The sequence below is a fragment of the Actinomadura sp. 3N407 genome (assembly GCF_052245875.1).
Lineage (GTDB): Bacteria > Actinomycetota > Actinomycetes > Streptosporangiales > Streptosporangiaceae > Spirillospora.
In genome coordinates this window covers 263086-279612 of sequence record NZ_JBQQBP010000001.1, presented here as the reverse complement: position 1 = coordinate 279612, position 16527 = coordinate 263086, and the positions used below count along the sequence as shown (strand labels likewise).

Annotated in this window: 21 protein-coding genes; 6 read left to right on the top strand and 15 right to left on the bottom strand. The window is 71.4% G+C overall.

The annotated features are described in order from the left end of the window. Positions 1-4 precede the first annotated feature (4 nt). From ACTWPP_RS01270 to ACTWPP_RS01230, 9 genes are all read right to left on the bottom strand, one after another. Complete coding sequence (locus ACTWPP_RS01270; RefSeq protein WP_443102146.1) at positions 5-136, bottom strand: DUF6893 family small protein; 132 nt, start codon at positions 134-136, stop codon at positions 5-7. Positions 137-161: 25 nt separating this feature from the next. After that, positions 162-923, bottom strand: coding sequence for a hydrogenase maturation protease (locus tag ACTWPP_RS01265; protein WP_443102145.1), 762 nt, complete (start codon positions 921-923; stop codon positions 162-164). Then, positions 920-1888, bottom strand: a complete 969-nt coding sequence (locus ACTWPP_RS01260) for a hypothetical protein (protein ID WP_443102144.1) — start codon at positions 1886-1888, stop codon at positions 920-922. Before ACTWPP_RS01260 ends, ACTWPP_RS01265 begins: the two co-directional genes overlap by 4 nt. Beyond that, complete coding sequence (locus ACTWPP_RS01255) at positions 1885-2574, bottom strand: DUF6084 family protein (RefSeq protein ID WP_443102143.1); 690 nt, start codon at positions 2572-2574, stop codon at positions 1885-1887. Before ACTWPP_RS01255 ends, ACTWPP_RS01260 begins: the two co-directional genes overlap by 4 nt. Beyond that, on the bottom strand, positions 2571-2774 hold the full coding sequence (locus ACTWPP_RS01250) for a hypothetical protein (protein ID WP_443102142.1): 204 nt from the start codon (positions 2772-2774) through the stop codon (positions 2571-2573). Before ACTWPP_RS01250 ends, ACTWPP_RS01255 begins: the two co-directional genes overlap by 4 nt. Continuing rightward, positions 2771-3424, bottom strand: a complete 654-nt coding sequence (locus ACTWPP_RS01245) for a DUF5947 family protein (protein WP_443102141.1) — start codon at positions 3422-3424, stop codon at positions 2771-2773. The genes ACTWPP_RS01250 and ACTWPP_RS01245 overlap by 4 nt, the downstream gene beginning before the upstream one ends. Beyond that, a complete protein-coding gene (locus ACTWPP_RS01240; RefSeq protein ID WP_443102140.1) occupies positions 3421-3909 on the bottom strand; it encodes a hypothetical protein in 489 nt (162 codons plus the stop codon). Before ACTWPP_RS01240 ends, ACTWPP_RS01245 begins: the two co-directional genes overlap by 4 nt. After that, positions 3909-5693, bottom strand: coding sequence for a nickel-dependent hydrogenase large subunit (locus tag ACTWPP_RS01235; protein ID WP_443102139.1), 1785 nt, complete (start codon positions 5691-5693; stop codon positions 3909-3911). Before ACTWPP_RS01235 ends, ACTWPP_RS01240 begins: the two co-directional genes overlap by 1 nt. Positions 5694-5845: 152 nt before the next feature. Then, a complete protein-coding gene (locus tag ACTWPP_RS01230; RefSeq protein WP_443102138.1) occupies positions 5846-6895 on the bottom strand; it encodes a hydrogenase expression protein HypE in 1050 nt (349 codons plus the stop codon). A 151-nt stretch (positions 6896-7046) separates the two neighbouring features. Here ACTWPP_RS01230 and ACTWPP_RS01225 point away from each other — a divergent pair, with 151 nt between their 5' ends. From ACTWPP_RS01225 to ACTWPP_RS01215, 3 genes are all read left to right on the top strand, one after another. Beyond that, on the top strand, positions 7047-7415 hold the full coding sequence (locus ACTWPP_RS01225; RefSeq protein ID WP_443102137.1) for a hydrogenase maturation nickel metallochaperone HypA/HybF: 369 nt from the start codon (positions 7047-7049) through the stop codon (positions 7413-7415). Beyond that, positions 7408-8190, top strand: a complete 783-nt coding sequence (gene hypB / locus ACTWPP_RS01220) for a hydrogenase nickel incorporation protein HypB (RefSeq protein WP_443102136.1) — start codon at positions 7408-7410, stop codon at positions 8188-8190. Before ACTWPP_RS01225 ends, hypB begins: the two co-directional genes overlap by 8 nt. A gap of 92 nt (positions 8191-8282) precedes the next feature. Beyond that, positions 8283-9296 carry an aldo/keto reductase gene (locus ACTWPP_RS01215; RefSeq protein WP_443102135.1) on the top strand — a complete coding sequence of 338 codons (1014 nt, stop codon included), beginning with the start codon at positions 8283-8285 and terminating at the stop codon, positions 9294-9296. A gap of 51 nt (positions 9297-9347) precedes the next feature. Here ACTWPP_RS01215 and ACTWPP_RS01210 read toward each other — a convergent pair whose 3' ends face one another. Further along, positions 9348-11501 carry an acyl-CoA dehydrogenase gene (locus tag ACTWPP_RS01210; RefSeq protein WP_443102134.1) on the bottom strand — a complete coding sequence of 718 codons (2154 nt, stop codon included), beginning with the start codon at positions 11499-11501 and terminating at the stop codon, positions 9348-9350. A gap of 258 nt (positions 11502-11759) precedes the next feature. Continuing rightward, entirely contained in the window at positions 11760-12338 is a 579-nt protein-coding gene (locus ACTWPP_RS01205; protein WP_443102133.1) for a TIGR03086 family metal-binding protein, read from the bottom strand. Between the two features lie 207 nt (positions 12339-12545). On the opposite strand from ACTWPP_RS01205, the gene ACTWPP_RS01200 reads away from it, so the two are divergent. From ACTWPP_RS01200 to ACTWPP_RS01190, 3 genes are all read left to right on the top strand, one after another. Further along, positions 12546-13106, top strand: coding sequence for a GNAT family N-acetyltransferase (locus ACTWPP_RS01200; protein WP_443102132.1), 561 nt, complete (start codon positions 12546-12548; stop codon positions 13104-13106). A 366-nt stretch (positions 13107-13472) separates the two neighbouring features. Beyond that, positions 13473-13595 (top strand): hypothetical protein, encoded by a 123-nt coding sequence (locus tag ACTWPP_RS01195; RefSeq protein WP_443102131.1) that lies wholly within the window; start codon positions 13473-13475, stop codon positions 13593-13595. Beyond that, positions 13592-14341, top strand: a complete 750-nt coding sequence (locus tag ACTWPP_RS01190) for a tRNA(His) guanylyltransferase Thg1 family protein (RefSeq protein ID WP_443102130.1) — start codon at positions 13592-13594, stop codon at positions 14339-14341. Before ACTWPP_RS01195 ends, ACTWPP_RS01190 begins: the two co-directional genes overlap by 4 nt. A 21-nt stretch (positions 14342-14362) precedes the next feature. Here ACTWPP_RS01190 and ACTWPP_RS01185 read toward each other — a convergent pair whose 3' ends face one another. From ACTWPP_RS01185 to ACTWPP_RS01170, 4 genes are all read right to left on the bottom strand, one after another. Continuing rightward, positions 14363-14785, bottom strand: a complete 423-nt coding sequence (locus tag ACTWPP_RS01185) for an arsenate reductase ArsC (RefSeq protein ID WP_443102129.1) — start codon at positions 14783-14785, stop codon at positions 14363-14365. After that, positions 14785-14916, bottom strand: a complete 132-nt coding sequence (locus ACTWPP_RS01180; RefSeq protein ID WP_443102128.1) for a hypothetical protein — start codon at positions 14914-14916, stop codon at positions 14785-14787. Before ACTWPP_RS01180 ends, ACTWPP_RS01185 begins: the two co-directional genes overlap by 1 nt. Continuing rightward, positions 14913-15959 carry an ACR3 family arsenite efflux transporter gene (gene arsB / locus ACTWPP_RS01175; RefSeq protein WP_443102705.1) on the bottom strand — a complete coding sequence of 349 codons (1047 nt, stop codon included), beginning with the start codon at positions 15957-15959 and terminating at the stop codon, positions 14913-14915. Before arsB ends, ACTWPP_RS01180 begins: the two co-directional genes overlap by 4 nt. Before the next feature lie 65 nt (positions 15960-16024). Then, on the bottom strand, positions 16025-16339 hold the full coding sequence (locus ACTWPP_RS01170) for an ArsR/SmtB family transcription factor (RefSeq protein ID WP_443102127.1): 315 nt from the start codon (positions 16337-16339) through the stop codon (positions 16025-16027). Positions 16340-16527: the final 188 nt, after the last annotated feature.

Below are 16527 nucleotides of genomic sequence, written 5' to 3'. Positions count from 1 at the left end.
CCGTTCACATCGTTTCGGCCCTCATGTACCGGCGCATCGCCGGCATCTCCTTGACGAGCACGACGACCAGGGCCACCGCGAACAGCGTGATCACCGTGCGGACCGCTCCCGGGCCGATATGGATTCCCTTTCGCATTCCCCTCTCCCTCCTTCGCGGGTCCCTATGCGAGTTCCTTCGCCAGCAGCCCCTCGATCAGCTCGACGGCCTCGTCCACGGCCGCGCTGACCGGCGCGCTGAGTTCCATCTCCCATGTGGCGTCCGTGGTCTGCGACGACGGCTCGCACGCGACCAGCAGGATCCGGTCGGGCACCCGGCCGTTGTCCCGGGCGAGCCGCAGCACCTTCGCGGGGTCGAGCCCGTGCGCGTCCACGGCGGTGCCGAAGCCGAAGCCGCCCGGATCGCGGGTGTCCGGTTCGATGAGCGAGACGGTGCCCGGTGCGTGGCCGCGCGCCGACGCGTCGACCAGGACGACGGTCTCGTAGCCGTCGCCGAGCGCGTACATGAGGTCGATGCCGCGGATGCCGAAGTCGGTCACGTCCACGCCGGGCGGCATGGGGCGGGTCATCAGCCGCCGGACGACCTCGACGCCGAAGGCGTCGTCGCCGTGGAACACGTTCCCGATGCCCGCGACGAGCACCGCGCGGGACGGCCCGTCCACCGGCAGCGGCTCGACCTCGTCCAGGCCGACGAAGAAGCGGTGCCCGAGCTGGTTGCGGGCGCCGAGCGCCCGGCCGGGGTCGTCGTCGACCGCGACGACCAGGTGCAGGCCGCCCTCCATGTCCTCCTCGACGCGCTCGACGGTGGCGGTGCGGCCGACGAGGGCGAGGTCGAAGATGTCCGCGCCGCCGCGCGGGCGCAGCCGGACGCGGCTGCCCGGCGCCATCTCCCTCCCGTCCACGACGGCCCTGCCGTCCCCGCTCACCAGACGTCCCTCCGCGGGTCGCGCATGGCGCCGTGGAGCGTGAGCAGTTCGCCGGACGAGAGCGCGCCGCAGCGTTCCAGGATCTGCGCCGCCCTCGGGTCGGTGGCCGCCATCTCCCGCCGCTCGTCGTCGCTGAGGCTGAGCACGCTGAGTATCAGCAGCCGGTCGATCTCGGTGCCGTCGAACATGTCCCCCGGGCTCTCCGGCGCGACCTGCGGCCAGTCGTAGAGGACGATCGGCGCGGCGAGGACGGTGTCGTGGCTTCCCGGCGTGCCCGCGAGCACCGGCCACAGCCCGTCGCTCACGCACGAGGCGGCGGCTTCGGCCATCCGCTCGGGCGGGTCGGTCAGCGAGGCGAACGCCGCGCCGCCGCCCGCCCGCGCCACCACGTGGGCGCACAGCATGCCCGCGTGGACGGCGGCGTCGCGGTCTTCGGCGGCACCGGTGTTGACGACCTCGGCCCGCAGCCGCACGGCGCCGTCCCCGGCCTCGGCGGCCGAGAGCTCGATCGTCCCGTCCACCCGCCGCCACAGGCGCGTGAACCGGGCGGTGCCGCCGATCGCCTCGTCCTCGGCCCCCGCCGCCACGGCGACCGGGACCCGGACGGGGGTACGGAGAAGACGCGCCACGGAGACCCGGCCGCTCGTGATCTCGCGTTCGCGGGCCTCCTGCCACGTCGTGAACGTCTCGTCGCCGACGCGGAGCTCGTCCACCGGGGCGTCGCCGTCCATGACCTGGCGGTGCACCGCGTGCAGGAACCGCAGCGTGAACTCGACGTCCGGGTCGGAGCCCGTGGTGTCCATGAGGAACTCGGCGCGGACCGTCGAACGGTCGCCGGTCCGCTCGGCGTACGGGCGCGGATAGACGCCGCCGATCGTCCACCTCCGCTGGTTCTTCAGCGCGGACCGCCGGTAGGGCCACAGAAGATAGCCCTCGTAAAGGACGACGTCTGCGACCGCCCTCACGCAGTCCACTCTTCCTCCTCGCGCAGGTCCTCGTCCGCACGCAGCGCCTCGGCCCGGCGGAGAAGCTCGTCGACCGTGTCGTCGAAGGAGGAGTGGGCCCGCCGTGCCCGGTAGGCGGCCAGACGGCCGAAGCAGCCGTCGTCCAGGCGAAGCCAGCGGGCGGACCCGTAGTAGCGGTCCATCAGGTCCCGCCACGCCTGGACGGGGAGCAGGCCGGTGGCCTCGTGATGCCACGGGATCTGCCCGGTGCGCAGCCTCCCGTCCTCGTCCGGGTAGAACACGGTGCCGTTGAACGTGAGGTCGAGCGGGACGTCGCCGCCGCGCAGCGCGTGCAGGTAGCGGTCGGCCGCGACCTGCATGTCGTGCCCGCACGCCAGCGCGAGCGTCACCTCCGCCTCGCCGCGGAACGTCGGCACGGTCGCGCCGACGCGTCCCCACGTCAGCCCGTGCAGCGACCTCTCCCACATGTCCGGCTCGCCGAACACGCCGGCGAGCCGCTCCCGCTCGACGTCGTCGTAGTCGCGGCGCGCCGCCGCGATCGTGACGGTCGTGGTGAGCAGGACGCACTGGACGGGCCCGCCGTCCAGCCGCCGCAGCCCGACCCGCAGGTTCAGCGTCGGCGTCGCCGCGAACGTCTCCGCCTCGATGCCGAGCAGGTCGAGGCCCAGCTCCGGTGCCCCGCTCATGCCGGCGACAGGTTCGGCATCGAGTCCAGGATCGGTCCCCGGGCGGACGCGTCGATCCCGGTGGAGCGGCGCGCGGTCGAGGTGCCGTCCGGCAGATGCCCGTCCTGCTTCTCGTAGTTGCCGGTGCTGTTGCCCTCGGGGACGCCCTTGACGTGCGACGGCTTGTCGGGCCGGACGTCGGGTTTGCCGACCTTGATCATCGTTCTCCCCTCATCTCTTCGAAGAAGCCGCTGATGTGGTCCCAGACCGCGTCGCCGCCGCCGAAGCCGGTCCAGTGCTCGCGCAGCAGGGCGGTCAGCCGGTAGCAGTCGTCGATCGGGAGGATCCAGTGCTCGGCCGCCCGCCTCGCCCGGTGGACGACGAGCGCCTGCACGTCCGCGCGCAGGTCCGCCAGGACGGGGTTGGCCTCCACCAGCCGCCGCCAGCTGTCGGGGTGGACGGCCGCGTGCAGCGCACCGGCCGGGCTCGGATAGCGGGCCGACACCTCCCCCAGCGCGCTCACGGAGAAGAACGCCAGGTCGACCGGGATCCCGAGGGCCGCCCACAGGGGCCCGTCCAGATGGAAGCCGGTCAGCTCCCGCCGCTCGTCCGGGACGAGCCGGTAGTGCCGCCCGCCCGCCGACTGGTCGTCGAACAGGATGGTGCACGCCCCGCACGCGCACAGCAGGTCGTCCTTCTCCAGGTCGAGGAGGTGCCGGTGGGCGCCGGGCAGAGGCTCGGCGCACAGTTCGCACCTCTCGGCGCGCTCGGCGGCCCCGGCCCCGGCCCCCGCTTCGGCCTGCGCCGGCGGAGGGGAGGACGGTGCGCCGGCCAGCGCCGCCAGCCGCGGGGTGGACAGCCCGGACGTCATACGCGGCTCCGCAGCTGATCGAGCGTGATCAGCACCGGCTCCGGCGCGGGCGCATCGACGTCGACGCGCTCCAGTTCCGGCGCCGCGGCCCGTACCGCCCGCTCGACCGCGTCCATCACCGGGCGGGGCGCGGCGGCGCGGCCCTCGGTCGCGACGCTCAGCCGGACGGCCGGGCCCTCGATCCCCGCGACCTCCACCGACGTGCGGTGCTCGGCCAGGAACCCCTCCAGCCCGCCGAGCGCCCGCCGCACCCGCGTTTCCGCGGTTTCCGGATGCAGGCCGTGCATGAGCAGCAGGTGGGCGATCAGCTCGTCCCCGATCAGGGCGGGCGCCGCGTCCGCGGCGAGCCGCACGACCCGGTCGAGGGCCTCCCCGTACAGCTCCACCAGGGCCTGGACGGCCGGGGCGGCGGCCGGGTCGAGCCGACCGAGCAGCCCCTCGAGGTGCCGGACGTGCTCGCGCACGCGCTCGTCGTCCCAGCCCATCAGACCTGCCCGTACTGCGACTGCTCACCGAACATCGGCGAGTGGCGCTGCTCGATCGTCCGGCCGTTGCCGACGTACATGTGCACTCCGCACGGCAGGCACGGGTCGAAGCTGCGGACGGTCCGCATGATGTCGATGCCCTTGAAGTCGTCCGGGCCGTTCTCCTCGAAGATCGGCATCCCCTGGACGGCGTCCTCGTACGGGCCGGGCACGCCGTTGGAGTCGCGCGGGCTGGCGTTCCACGGCGTCGGCGGGTACGGCTGGTAGTTCGCGATCTTGCGGTCGCGGATGACGAGGTGATGCGACAGCACGCCCCGGACGGCCTCGTGGAACCCGACGCCGATGGCCTCGTCCGGGACGTCGAAGTCGGTGAACACCTTCGTCCGCCCGGCGCGGACCTCGTTGAGGGCCTGCTCGGCGAAGTGCAGCGCCATCCCCGCCGAGTAGGCGATGAAGTACGCGCGGGCCCGGTCGCGTTCGATGGTGTTGGCGTACTTCGGCGGCGTCCACTCCAGGTTGACCTCCGGCATGCCCGGCGTCTTCGGCAGGTCGATCTGGACGCTGTGCCCGGTCGAGCGCACGTACGGCGTGTTCACCTCACCGGCCAGCGCGGTCGCCCACAGCCGGGCGAGCGGCCCGCCGCCGGTGTCGAGGGCCAGGTGGTCGCCGGAGGACGGGTCGAGCCAGCGCGGGCTGACGACCCAGCTGTACTTCCCGCCGTCGAGGTCGCGTTTCTGCGGATGCGGCAGCGTCGTCTGGTTCCACGGGTGCCGCTTGTCGATGGGGTTGCCGAGCGGGTCCTCCTTGACGAACGTCTCCTCGTTGGCCCAGTCGTCGTAGTACGAGCTGCCCAGCAGGATCCGCATGCCGAGGTTGATGTCGACCAGGTCGGTCGTGACGAGCCGGCCGTCCACGACGATGCCCGGCGTGACGAACGCGGCGCGTCCCCACTCGGACATGTGCCGGTAGTCGTAGTCGACGACGTCGGGATTCTGGAACGCGCCCCAGCAGCCGAGCAGCGTCCGCCGCCGACCCACCTGGTCGTAGCCGGGCACCGCGTCGAGGAAGAAGTCGAAGACGTCGTCGTTCATCGCGACGGCCCGCTTGATGAAGTCGAGGCAGCGGGTCAGCCGGACGAGATAGTCGGTGAACACCTGCGGTGTCGCGACCGTGCCGACGCCGCCCGGATACAGCGTGGACGGGTGGACGTGCCGTCCCTCCATCAGGCAGCACATCTCACGGGTGATGCGGCTCAGCTGCAGGGCTTCCTTGTAGACCGACCCCTCGAACGGGTTGAACGCGGCCATCAGGTCGGCGATCGTGCGGAAGCCGTGAACGGAACCGCGCGGCGCCTCGGTGTTCTTGGCCGTCGCCAGAAGGCCCGGGTTCGTCTCGGCGACCATCCGTTCGCAGAAGTCGACGAACACCAGGTTGTCCTGGAAGATCGTGTGGTCGAACATGAACTCGGCGGCCTCGCCGAGGTTGATGATCCAGTCGGCGAGCGGCGGCGGCTTGACCCCGTACGCCATGTTCTGTGCGTAGACGGAGCAGGTCGCATGGTTGTCGCCGCAGATGCCGCAGATGCGGCTGGTGATGAAGTGCGCGTCGCGGGGATCCTTGCCCTTCATGAACACGCTGTAGCCGCGGAAGATGGACGAGGTGCTCTTGCACTCGGCCACCTCCCGGTTCGCGAAGTCGATCTTGGTGTAGATGCCGAGGTTGCCGATGATCCGGGTGATCGGGTCGAACGCGACCTCGACGAGGCCCCCCTGCCCGGGGGACATGTCGCTCCTTGTCTGAGTGCCCTGCTTCATTCACGCGGCCTTTCGGTAACGGGCTTGTCCGGTGACCCGGCTCATCGGTGCGGCTTTCATCGGCGCGGCTTCGGCGGTGCCGCCGGTGGCGCGCTTCAGGTGGCGCGGCCGGCGGCGCGGTTTCAGTGGTGCGGCCAGCGGGGGTGGTAGCCGCTGGTCAGCCGTTCGCGGTTGTGGCGCCACTTGGGTTCCTTGTTCGCGCCCTTGTTCGTGATCGACCGCATCGTCCGGATGAACGGCCCGTACGTCCGCAGCAGCGTGGACGACAGGCTCGCGCCGGGCGGCTCGTCCATGAACGGCATGAACTTGTCCGGGAAGCCGGGCATGGTGCAGCCGATGCAGATCCCCCCCACGTTGGGGCAGCCGCCGACGCCGTCCATCCAGCCGCGCTTGGTGACGTTGCAGTTCACCACCGGCCCCCAGCAGCCGACCTTCACCTGGCATTTCGGCGAGTTGTAGTCGCGCGCGAAGTCGGCCTGCTCGTAGTAGGCGGCCCGGTCGCAGCCCTCGTGGACGGTCTTGCCGAACAGCCAGGTCGGGCGGAGCTGCTCGTCCAGCGGGATCACCGGCGCCTGCCCGGCCGCCTGGTGCAGCACCCAGAGCAGCGTCTCCATGAAGTTGTCCGGCTGGACGGGGCAGCCCGGCACGTTCACGATCGGCAGGCCGCCGGCGGAGCGGAAGTCCCAGCCGAGATAGTCGGCGAGGCCCATGCATCCGGTCGGGTTGCCGGCCATCGCGTGGATGCCGCCGTAGGTCGCGCACGTCCCCGCGGCCACCACCGCCCACGCCTTGGGCGCGAGCCGGTCGATCCAGGTGTTCAGCGTGATCGGCTCACCGGTCTCGGGGTCGTTGCCCATCGCCGTCCAGTAGCCGTCCCCGTTGATGTTCTCGTTCGGAATCGATCCCTCGACGACGAAGATGAACGGCTCCAGCTCGCCCTGCGCGGCCCGGTGGAAGACCTCCATGAACTCGGCGCCGTTCTCGTAAGCGAGCACCTTGTTGTGCAGGTGGACCTTCGGCAGGCCCGGTATCGCACCGAGGACCACGTCCTCGATGCTCGGCAGCGAGGCCGCGGTCACCGAGACCGTGTCCCCGTCGCAGCTCATCCCCTCGGACGTCCACAGAATGTGGATCTCGTCCGTCCGCGGCTCCGCCGGCGCGGCGCTCACCATCGCTTCCTCCTCCGACCGGTAGAGATCATTACCAATTCGGCCTGCCCTGCCGGAACGGCCCGAAACACCGGCCGAAAAGCCCTTCAAACAATTGCATGGACTCGGTAAACACAGCGTTTGAGCCGGGAAGATCGGGGCAGCAGAAACCCGCGTGCGCAACCGAGAACGACGGGGGACGAGCGTGCACGAATTGGCGGTGACGGAGAGCGTCATAGCTGCGATTTCTACGCAATTGCCCGATTCGCGGGTGGCCGTCGTCCACCTCGAAATAGGGAGACTTTCCGGTGTCATGCCGGATGCCGTGCGATTCTGCTTCGAGCTCGCCGGCGAGGGCACCTGCGTGGAGGGCGCACGGCTCGACATCACCGAACCCGAGGGGACCGGAAGCTGCGCGAGCTGCGGGACGTCGTTCCCGGCGCCCGGCCCGCTCGCCGTGTGCCCGTGCGGCAGCGCCGACGTGACGATCAGCGGCGGCGCCGACCTGACGATCAAGGCGGTGGAGGTCACCGACGATGTGTGAGACCTGCGGATGCGACGCGGCCGGCGCCCCGCGCCTGACGACCCTGACGGCCCCGGACCACGCCCTGGGCCACGCCCCCGCACATGACCACGACCCCGCACACGATCACGACCGCCCACACGGCCGTGACCACGCCCACGTCGTCCCGCTGGGCCATCGGGTCCTGGCGCACAACGACGACCTGGCCGGACGGAACCGTGCCTGGCTCGCCGAGCGCGGCGTCCTCGCGCTCAACATGATGAGCTCGCCGGGCTCCGGCAAGACGACCCTGCTGGAGCGGACGGTCGCCGACCTTGGCCCGTCCCGCCCGGTCTCGGTGATCGAAGGCGACCAGGAGACGCTGCTCGACGCGCGCCGCCTCGCCGCCGCGGGAGCCCGCACCGTCCAGGTCAACACCGGCTCCGGCTGCCACCTCGACGCCGCGATGGTGGCCGAGGCCCTGACCGCGCTGGAGCCGCCGGACGGCTCGACGGTGTTCATCGAGAACGTCGGCAACCTCGTCTGCCCCGCGTTGTTCGACCTCGGCGAGCGCGCCCGGGTCGTGCTGATGTCGGTCACCGAGGGCGCCGACAAGCCGCTGAAGTACCCGCACATGTTCCGCGGCGCGGACGTCCTGCTCCTCAACAAGATCGATCTGCTCCCGCACGTGGACTTCGACGTGGACGCCTGCCGGGACGCGGCACGCCGAGTCCGCCCCGGCCTGTGCCTCCTGCCCGTCTCCGCCACCCGCGGCGACGGCCTCGACAGCTGGTACGACTGGCTCTCCGACACCTGACGGCGCGCGGCGGCGGCGATGAGCGCACTTGACCTTGAGCGCACTCCAGCAGCTAGCGTTCCGCGCATCCGACTACCAGGGAGAACCTCAGCATGGAGTACCGGAGACTCGGCCGGACGGGCGTTCGAGTCAGCACGCAGTGTCTCGGCGCCATGATGTTCGGGACGATCGGCAACGCCGACTACGACGAGTGTGAACGCATCGTCCACCGTGCCCTGGACGCGGGTGTCAACTTCATCGACACCGCCGACATCTACTCGAACGGCAAGAGCGAAGAGATCGTGGGCCGCGCCATCAAGGGGCGGCGGGACGACATCGTCCTCGCCACCAAGTTCTTCAACCCGATGGGCGAGGACCGCAACATGCGGGGCGGGTCGCGGCGCTGGATCGTCCGGGCGGTGGAGGACAGCCTCCGCCGGCTGGGGACCGACCACATCGACCTCTACCAGATGCACCGGCACGACTGGAACACCGATCTGGACGAGACGCTCGGGGCGCTGACCGACCTCGTCCGCCAGGGCAAGGTGCTCTACCTGGGCTCGTCGTCGTTCCCGGCCGACTGGATCGTCGAGGCGCAGTGGGCCGCCGACCGCCGCAGCACCGCGCGGTTCGTGTGCGAGCAGCCGCAGTACTCGATCTTCGCCCGTTCGATCGAGGAGGACGTGCTGCCCGCCGCCCGGCGGCACGGCATGGGCGTCATCCCGTGGAGCCCGCTGGCCGGAGGCTGGCTGACCGGCAAGTACCGGCGCGGCGAGCAGGCCCCCGACGGCTCCCGTTTCAGCCGCCGCGGGGGGCTCGACCAGAGCCCGGACGCGCCCGCCCGCTTCGACGCCGCCGAACGCCTGGAGAAGATCGCCGACGACGCGGGCCTCTCGATGACCCATCTGGCGCTCGGGTTCGTCACCGAGCACCCGGCCGTCACCTCGACCATCATCGGGCCGAAGACGATGGAGCAGCTCGACGACCTGCTCGCCGGCGCCGACGTCCGCCTTGACGGCGGTGTCCTCGACGCCATCGACGAGGTCGTCCCGCCGGGTACCGACATGCCGGGCATCGACCACATGTCCGGCAACCCGTCGCTGAAGCCGCGGAACCGCCGCCGCTGACATGCCGCGGCCCCGGCGCGAGTGCGGGTGCGCCGGGGCCGCTTCCACGCCCTACCGGATCAGCGGGTCGCGGGGCAGGCCGAGGATGCGTTCGCCGATCTGGTTGCGGGTGATCTCCGACGTCCCGCCGGCGATGGACATGCCGCGGGAGCCGAGGCGCATCAGGCCGGCGAACTGGCCGAGGCCGTCGGTGAACGCCGTGTCCGGGCCCGCGAACTCGGCGAGGAGGTCGGCCGTGGCGTGGCCGTGCTCGGCGAGGACGAGCTTGGTGATGTTGCCCTCCGGACCGGGTTCGCCGCCGGCGACGGCCCGTTCGGCGGACCGGAGGTTGAGCAGCCGGAGGGCCTGCTCCTCCGCCGCGTAGGCGCCGACGCGTTCGGCGGCGGCGGGGACGCGGTCGCCGCGCTCGGCGTAGAGCCGGAAGACGTCGGGTCCGGGCGGGCCCCCGACACCGCCGCCGATGCTGACGCGCTCGTTGCCGAGCGTCGCGCGGGCCACCGCCCAGCCCTGGTCGGGGGTACCGACGACATCGGCGTCGGGGACGAAGACGTCGGAGAAGAACACCTCGTTGAAGTCGGAGTCGCCGGTCGTCTGGCGCAGCGGCCTGACCTCGACGCCGGGATGTTCCATGTCGACGACGACCATGGTGACGCCGGCGTGCTTGGCGGCGTCCGGGTCGGTGCGGACGGTCGCGAAGCCCCAGCGGCAGTAGTGCGCGCCGCTCGTCCAGACCTTCTGCCCGTTGACGAGCCAGCCGCCGTCCACCTTCACGGCCCGGGTCTTGACGGCGGCGGCGTCCGACCCGGCCTCCGGCTCGCTGAACAGCTGGCACCAGACCTCGTCGCCGGTGAGCGCGGGACGCACCCAGCGGTCGATCTGGTCCTGCGTGCCGTGCTGGATCAGCGTCAGGATCACCCAGCCGGTGATCCCGTACTGGGGGCGCTTCACGCCGGCGGCGCGGAACTCGTCCTCGATGACGAGCTGCAGCCCGGCGCTCGCCTCCACGCCCCACGGGCGCGGCCAGTGCGGCTGGACGTACCCGGTCTCGATGAGCTTGTGCCGCTGCTCGTCGGCCGGCAGCGCGGCGATCTCGCGGGCCAGTTCGCGGATCCGCCCGCGCTGCGCCTCCGCCTCGGGCGGCAGGTCCAGGTGCGCCTCGCGGGCGACGCCGGCGGTCCGCAGCCGCGTCACGTCCCGCTCCGCGGCGTGCGGGTCGAACACCGCCTCCAGCGTGGCGGCGCGGCGCAGCAGCAGGTGCGCGTCGTGCTCCCAGGTGAAGCCGATCCCGCCGTGCACCTGGATGTTGAGGCCGGCGTTGCCGGTGAACGCGGGGATCGCGAGCGCCGCCGCGACGGCCGCGGCCAGTTCGAACTGGTCGCGCGGACCGGACGCCGCCCGCGCCGCGTCCCACACGGCGGCCGTGCCCAGTTCGGCGGCGACGAGCATGTTCGCGCAGTGGTGCTTGACGGCCTGGAACGTCGCGATCGGGCGTCCGAACTGCTGCCGCACCTTGGCGTACTCGGTCGAGGTCTCCACGCATTCGAGCGCGCCGCCGACCGCCTCGGCGGAGGCCAGGGTGCGGGCGACGGCGGTGGCATGGGCCCTGCCGCCCGCGAGGACGGCTTCGGCGGGCACGCCGTCGAGCCGGACGCGGGCCGAGCGGCGGGACGGGTCGAGGTTGCCGGGCACCTCGACGGTGACGCCCGCCGCGTCCGCACGCACGACGACCATGTCGTCACCGGCGGCGAGGACGAGCAGTTCCGCGAGCCCGCCGCCCAGCACCACCCCGGCGTCCCCGGAGGCGGCGCCGTCCCGCACCGTCACGGAGCCGTCCACGCCGAGCGCCGCCGGGGTCGCCCCCGAGGCCAGGCCGGGCAGCAGCCGCGCGCGCAGCCCGTCGTCGCCCGACGCGGCGATCGCGGCGGACGCCGCCATCGTCGGCAGGAAGGGGCCGGGCGCGGCCGCGCGGCCGAGCTCCTCGGCGACCACGACGAGTTCCCGGAGCCCGGCACCGCCGCCGCCGTGCTCCTCGGGGAGGTGCAGGCCGAGCAGCCCGAGCCCGGCGAACTCCGTCCAGAAGCCCGGCAGCGTCTCCTTGTCCGCCTCCAGCAGCGCCCGGTTCGCGGCGCGCGCGTCATGGTCGCGCAGGAACGTGCGGGTCGTCCGCGCCAGCTCACGATGTTCCTCGCTGATGGCGATCGCCATGGCCCCTCCAAAGTACTTCGCTTCGGCACCCGCCCGGCGCGGCCCGGCACTTCGGCAAACCGTCGATTGTCAGAATCGTATTCTGGACCGGCCGGCCTTCCTCCGCACACCCGTGCGGCGCCGCGGATCCCGGAGCACGTGACCGCGCCTCCCGCTACCGCGGCGCGTCGACGAAGCGCTGCCCCTCTCGCGCCCCATTCCCGTCTCGGCGCAGACGACCGCGACCGCCGACTCGTGGTCGCTGGGCGGCCGCGCCCCTCACGTCAGCGGCCGGCGGCCGAGGTAGGCGATCAGCCGTTCTCCCGCGCCGGCGTCCGGGGGCACCTCGACGGGCTCGCCGAACAGCGGGCGGCGCGGCTCGGGCACGACGAGCGGGCAGAGCTTCAGCAACTCGTCCGCCAGCCCCGGCGGGACGGGCCGCCGCTCCCCCGACGCCTGCGCGATGTCCCAGCCGTGGACGGCCACCTCGACCGCCCCCGCGGCGGCCATCAGATCCCCGATCAGCTGACGGTCACCGATCTCGACCCGCCCCAGCGCGCCGGACGTCCGCAGCAGACGGACGGCGCTCACCCGCATGGCCGAAACCGGATCTTCCTCCCGGACGAGCGACGCCGGTTCCATGCCGACCCGTCCCAGGGACGCGCCCTCGCCCAGCGCGGTCAGCGAGTCCCGGAGGTGCAGCAGGAGCATCTCGAGGTCCCAGGACGCGCACGGCGTCCGGCGCGGCAGCATCTGCGGCGTGACCGCCTGGACGGACGTCAGCGCGAAGCCGATCGCCCGCTCCAGCAGCCCGTGGCCCCGCGGGGTCTGACACCGCGCGCTCGTCCGTTCGTGCATCGGCGTTCCAATCGTGGTGGTGTGCCTCTCTCTTGTGGACCCTCCGCGAGACAGAAAGTCATCGGGCGTCACACATTGCGCGAAAATCCCCGACCCGACCATTGAAACGTCACATTCCACCCGAAAACCCCACGTTCACCATGTTTCACCCGCGCCGAATACCGTGGACGTGATCGTCGCGCGCGACCCGCCAGGAGTGAGGCCCCCATGTCCGACCAGCCACGGCCCACGGTCAAGGAGACCGGGACCGGCGCCATCACCGTCCGTCCCATGCGGGCATCGGACGCCGACCAGGTACTGGCCATCTACCAGGCGGGCCTGGACACCGGCGAGGCCAGCTTCGAAACCACCGCCCCCACCTGGGCGGACTTCGACGCCGCCCGGCTGCCGGGGCATCGCCACGTCGCCGTCGACGCCGCCACCGACGAGATCGTCGGCTGGGCCGCCGTGTCCCCCGTCTCCAGCCGCCGGGTCTACGCCGGCGTCGTCGAGCACTCCATCTACGTCCGTCCGGGCCGGCGGCAGCGCGGCGTCGGCGCCGCACTGCTCCGGGCCCTCATCGACTCGACCGAGTCCGCCGGGATCTGGACCATCCAGACCGCCATCTTCCCGGAGAACTCCGCCAGCCTCGCACTCCACGAGCGAGCGGGCTTCCGCGTCGTCGGCACGCGGGAACGCATCGCCCGCCACCACGGCCGCTGGCGCGACGTCGTCTTCCTGGAGCGCCGCACCGCCACCGACCCGTCCACCGGAGACCACCTGTCGTAGTCCGGGAATCCATCTAACAAACGATTGATTCTACGCAAATCGGGCCGGGACCAGTCGGATAACTGGTGGCAGGCCTGGCCTCTCCGTCGAAATCACCACGAGCTTGATCACAGTGCCCTAAGATCACCCGTATCCGGGCACTCAAGACGGATCGGATGCCAACGAATGTGCCCGTGGTCGCACGTGCAATGACGCTCGCGCCGAACCACCACGCAGAGGAAACAGATGTTCATAGACGCCGCCATTATTGCCATTCCTGCCATCATGAACATTTTCATGTGGTAATAGGCAGACGGCCGCCGCCCCAGGGCCGATGTCTGGTGGGCGGCGGCCGGGCGTGATGAACTGGAACGCATGGCAGATCCGATGACCGTCGCCATTGCCACCGCCATGGCGGGCAGGGCCGCCGAGGTGGCGGGCGAACCCGTACGTACCGCCGTCGCCGAGACCCCCCGGCGGGTGCGCGAGCGATTCGACGGAAGCGGATGAGAACCGGCGATCTTGAGACGCGGATGCGTTCCCGGGAATGGTTCCACTCCGTGAAGCTGCTCCCGGGCGCGTGGACCATCGTCCGCGTGGACGGACGTTCGTTCTCCCGCTACACCGAGGCCCGCTTCGACAAGCCCTTCGACGCGCGCTTCTCCGCGCTGATGACCGGCACCGCGCAAGCCCTTCTCACCGAACTGGGCGGCCGGTACGCCTACACCGAGAGCGACGAGATCTCGGTCGTGCTCGACCCGTCGTTCGACATGTTCGGCCGCGAAGTGGAGAAACTCGTGTCCCTGTCGGCGGGGACCGCCACCGCGGCCTTCACCCACGCCGCGGGCGAACCGGCCGTCTTCGACGCGCGTGTCTGGCTGGGCACCGGCCTGGACGACGTCGTCGACTACCTGTCCTGGCGCCAGGCCGACGCGGCCCGCTGCGCGCTCAACGGCTGGTGCTACTGGACGCTCCGCAAGGAGGGCCGGTCCGCCCGCCAGACGAGCCGCGAACTGGACCGCGCGTCGACTTCGGCCAAGAACGAAATGCTCTTCGCCCGCGGCATCAACTTCAACGAGGTGCCCGCGTGGCAGCGGCGCGGCGTGGCGCTGTGGTGGGAGACCCACGAGAAGACCGGCCACGACCCCATCCGGGACGTTGACGTCACCGCCACCCGCCGCCACGTCCACATCGAGCGCGACCTCCCCATGAAAGCGCCCTACCGGGACCTCACCCGCACCCTCCTGACCGGCTGAGCACGGAGAAGAGCGTGGCGCTCAGCCCGATCGCCGGCCCGGTTCGCCGGTGAGTTCGGCGGTGAGTTGTTCGATGCGGGTGCGGATCTCGTCGCGGATGGGGCGGACGGCGTCCACGCCCTGTCCGGCGGGGTCGTCGAGTTCCCAGTCCAGGTAGCGCTTGCCGGGGAAGACGGGGCAGGTGTCGCCGCAGCCCATGGTGATGACGACGTCGGAGGCCTGGACGGCGTCGACGGTGAGGATCTTGGGTGTTTCGGCGGAGACGTCGATGCCCTCTTCGGCCATCGCCTGCACGACGGCGGGGTTGACCTGGTCGGCGGGGGCCGACCCGGCGGAGCGGACTTCCACCTTGTCGCCGGCGAGGTGGGTGAGGTAGGCGGCGGCCATCTGGGATCGTCCGGCGTTGTGGACGCAGACGAACAGGACGCTGGGCTTGTCGGGCATCAGGTTCCTCGCTGGTCGGGCGTGGTGAGCAGGTCGGTCACGAGCAGGTCGGTCACGAGCAGGTCGAGCTCGTCGCGGATGCGGCGCGTTTCGGGCAGGGGCCCGGCCGCCCGGTCGGACGCCGCGTTCACGTCGTCCCCGCTGGTTCGGCGGTGAAGCGGCGCCGCAGCCACAGTGAGACGTACACCAGGCCGACCAGGACCGGGACCTCGATGAGCGGGCCCACCACGCCGGACAGGGCCTGGCCGGAGGTGACGCCGAAGGTGCCGATGGCGACGGCGATGGCCAGTTCGAAGTTGTTGCCGGCGGCGGTGAACGCCAGCGTCGCGGTCCGCGGGTAGGGCAGGCGGACGGCGCGGCCGAGGGCGAACGATCCGCCCCACATGAGCGCGAAGTAGACCAGCAGCGGCACCGCGATGCGGGCGACGTCGGCGGGCCGGCCGGTGATCGTGTCGCCCTGCAGGGCGAACAGGATGACGATGGTGAACAGCAGCCCGTACAGCGCGACCGGGCCGATGCGCGGCAGGAACCGGTTCTCGTACCAGTCGCGTCCGCGCGCCTTCTCGCCGGTACGGCGGGTGAGGTACCCGGCCAGAAGCGGGACGCCGAGGAACACCAGCACGTTCATCACGATCTTGCCGGTGGAGAACTGCACCTCGTCGGTGGCCAGGCCGAGCCAGCCGGGCAGCACCTCGAGGTAGAACCAGCCCAGCGCACCGAACGCGATGACCTGGAACACCGAGTTGAGAGCGACCAGGACGGCGGCGGCCTCGCGGTCACCGCAGGCCAGGTCGTTCCAGATGATGACCATCGCGATGCAGCGGGCCAGCCCGACGATGATCAGCCCGGTGCGGTACTCGGGCAGGTCGGGCAGGAAGATCCAGGCCAGCGCGAACATCAGCGCCGGGCCGATCAGCCAGTTGAGCACCAGCGAGGAGACCATCAGCCGGCGGTCGCCGGTGACGGTGTCGAGCCGGTCGTAGCGGACCTTGGCCAGCACCGGGTACATCATGACCAGCAGCCCGAGCCCGATCGGCACGGAGATGCCGCCGATCTCGACCTTGGACAGCGCGTCGTCCAGCCCGGGCACCGCGCGGCCGAACCCGAGGCCGATCGCCATGGCGGCGATGATCCACACCGGCAGGAACCGGTCCAGCGTGGACAGCCTGCCCACAAGGCCGGGTTCGGCGCTTCCGGACGCCGCGTTTCCGGACTGCGGGGTCGCCGGTTCTGTCGTGGTCACGTGCAGGGCCTCTTCCGGTCGTCGGCGCGGGCGGCGCGAGCGGCCCCGGCGAGTTCGCCGAGCCGTCCGGCCAGGGCGTCCAGGGCCTCGGGGCGCAGCCGGTAGTAGGTGAACCGGCCGCACGGCTCGGTCTCCACCAGCCCGGCGTCCTTCAAAACCCGCAGATGGTTGGAGATGTTGGTCTGCCTGGCACCGGTCTCCTCCACCAGGTGGCACGTGCACAGTGCCTCACCGGCGAGCAAGGTCACGATGCGAGCGCGCAGCGGATCCGCCAGCACCCTTAATACATCAGTCTCAACTGACATCACCATAGGCTGATACGTTAGCAGAGCAACGCGCCGACGTTTTCGAGGGCATTCAGGGACGATCCCGGACCAGGGCCACAAGCGCACGCCGCTGCGGCGCAAGTGGAAACCGGCAAGCAGGCCGGTGCCGGTGGCGCCTCCGCCACCGGCACCGGCGCAGGGTCGGTTCGGCTCTTATGGTTCAGCGTCCGGAC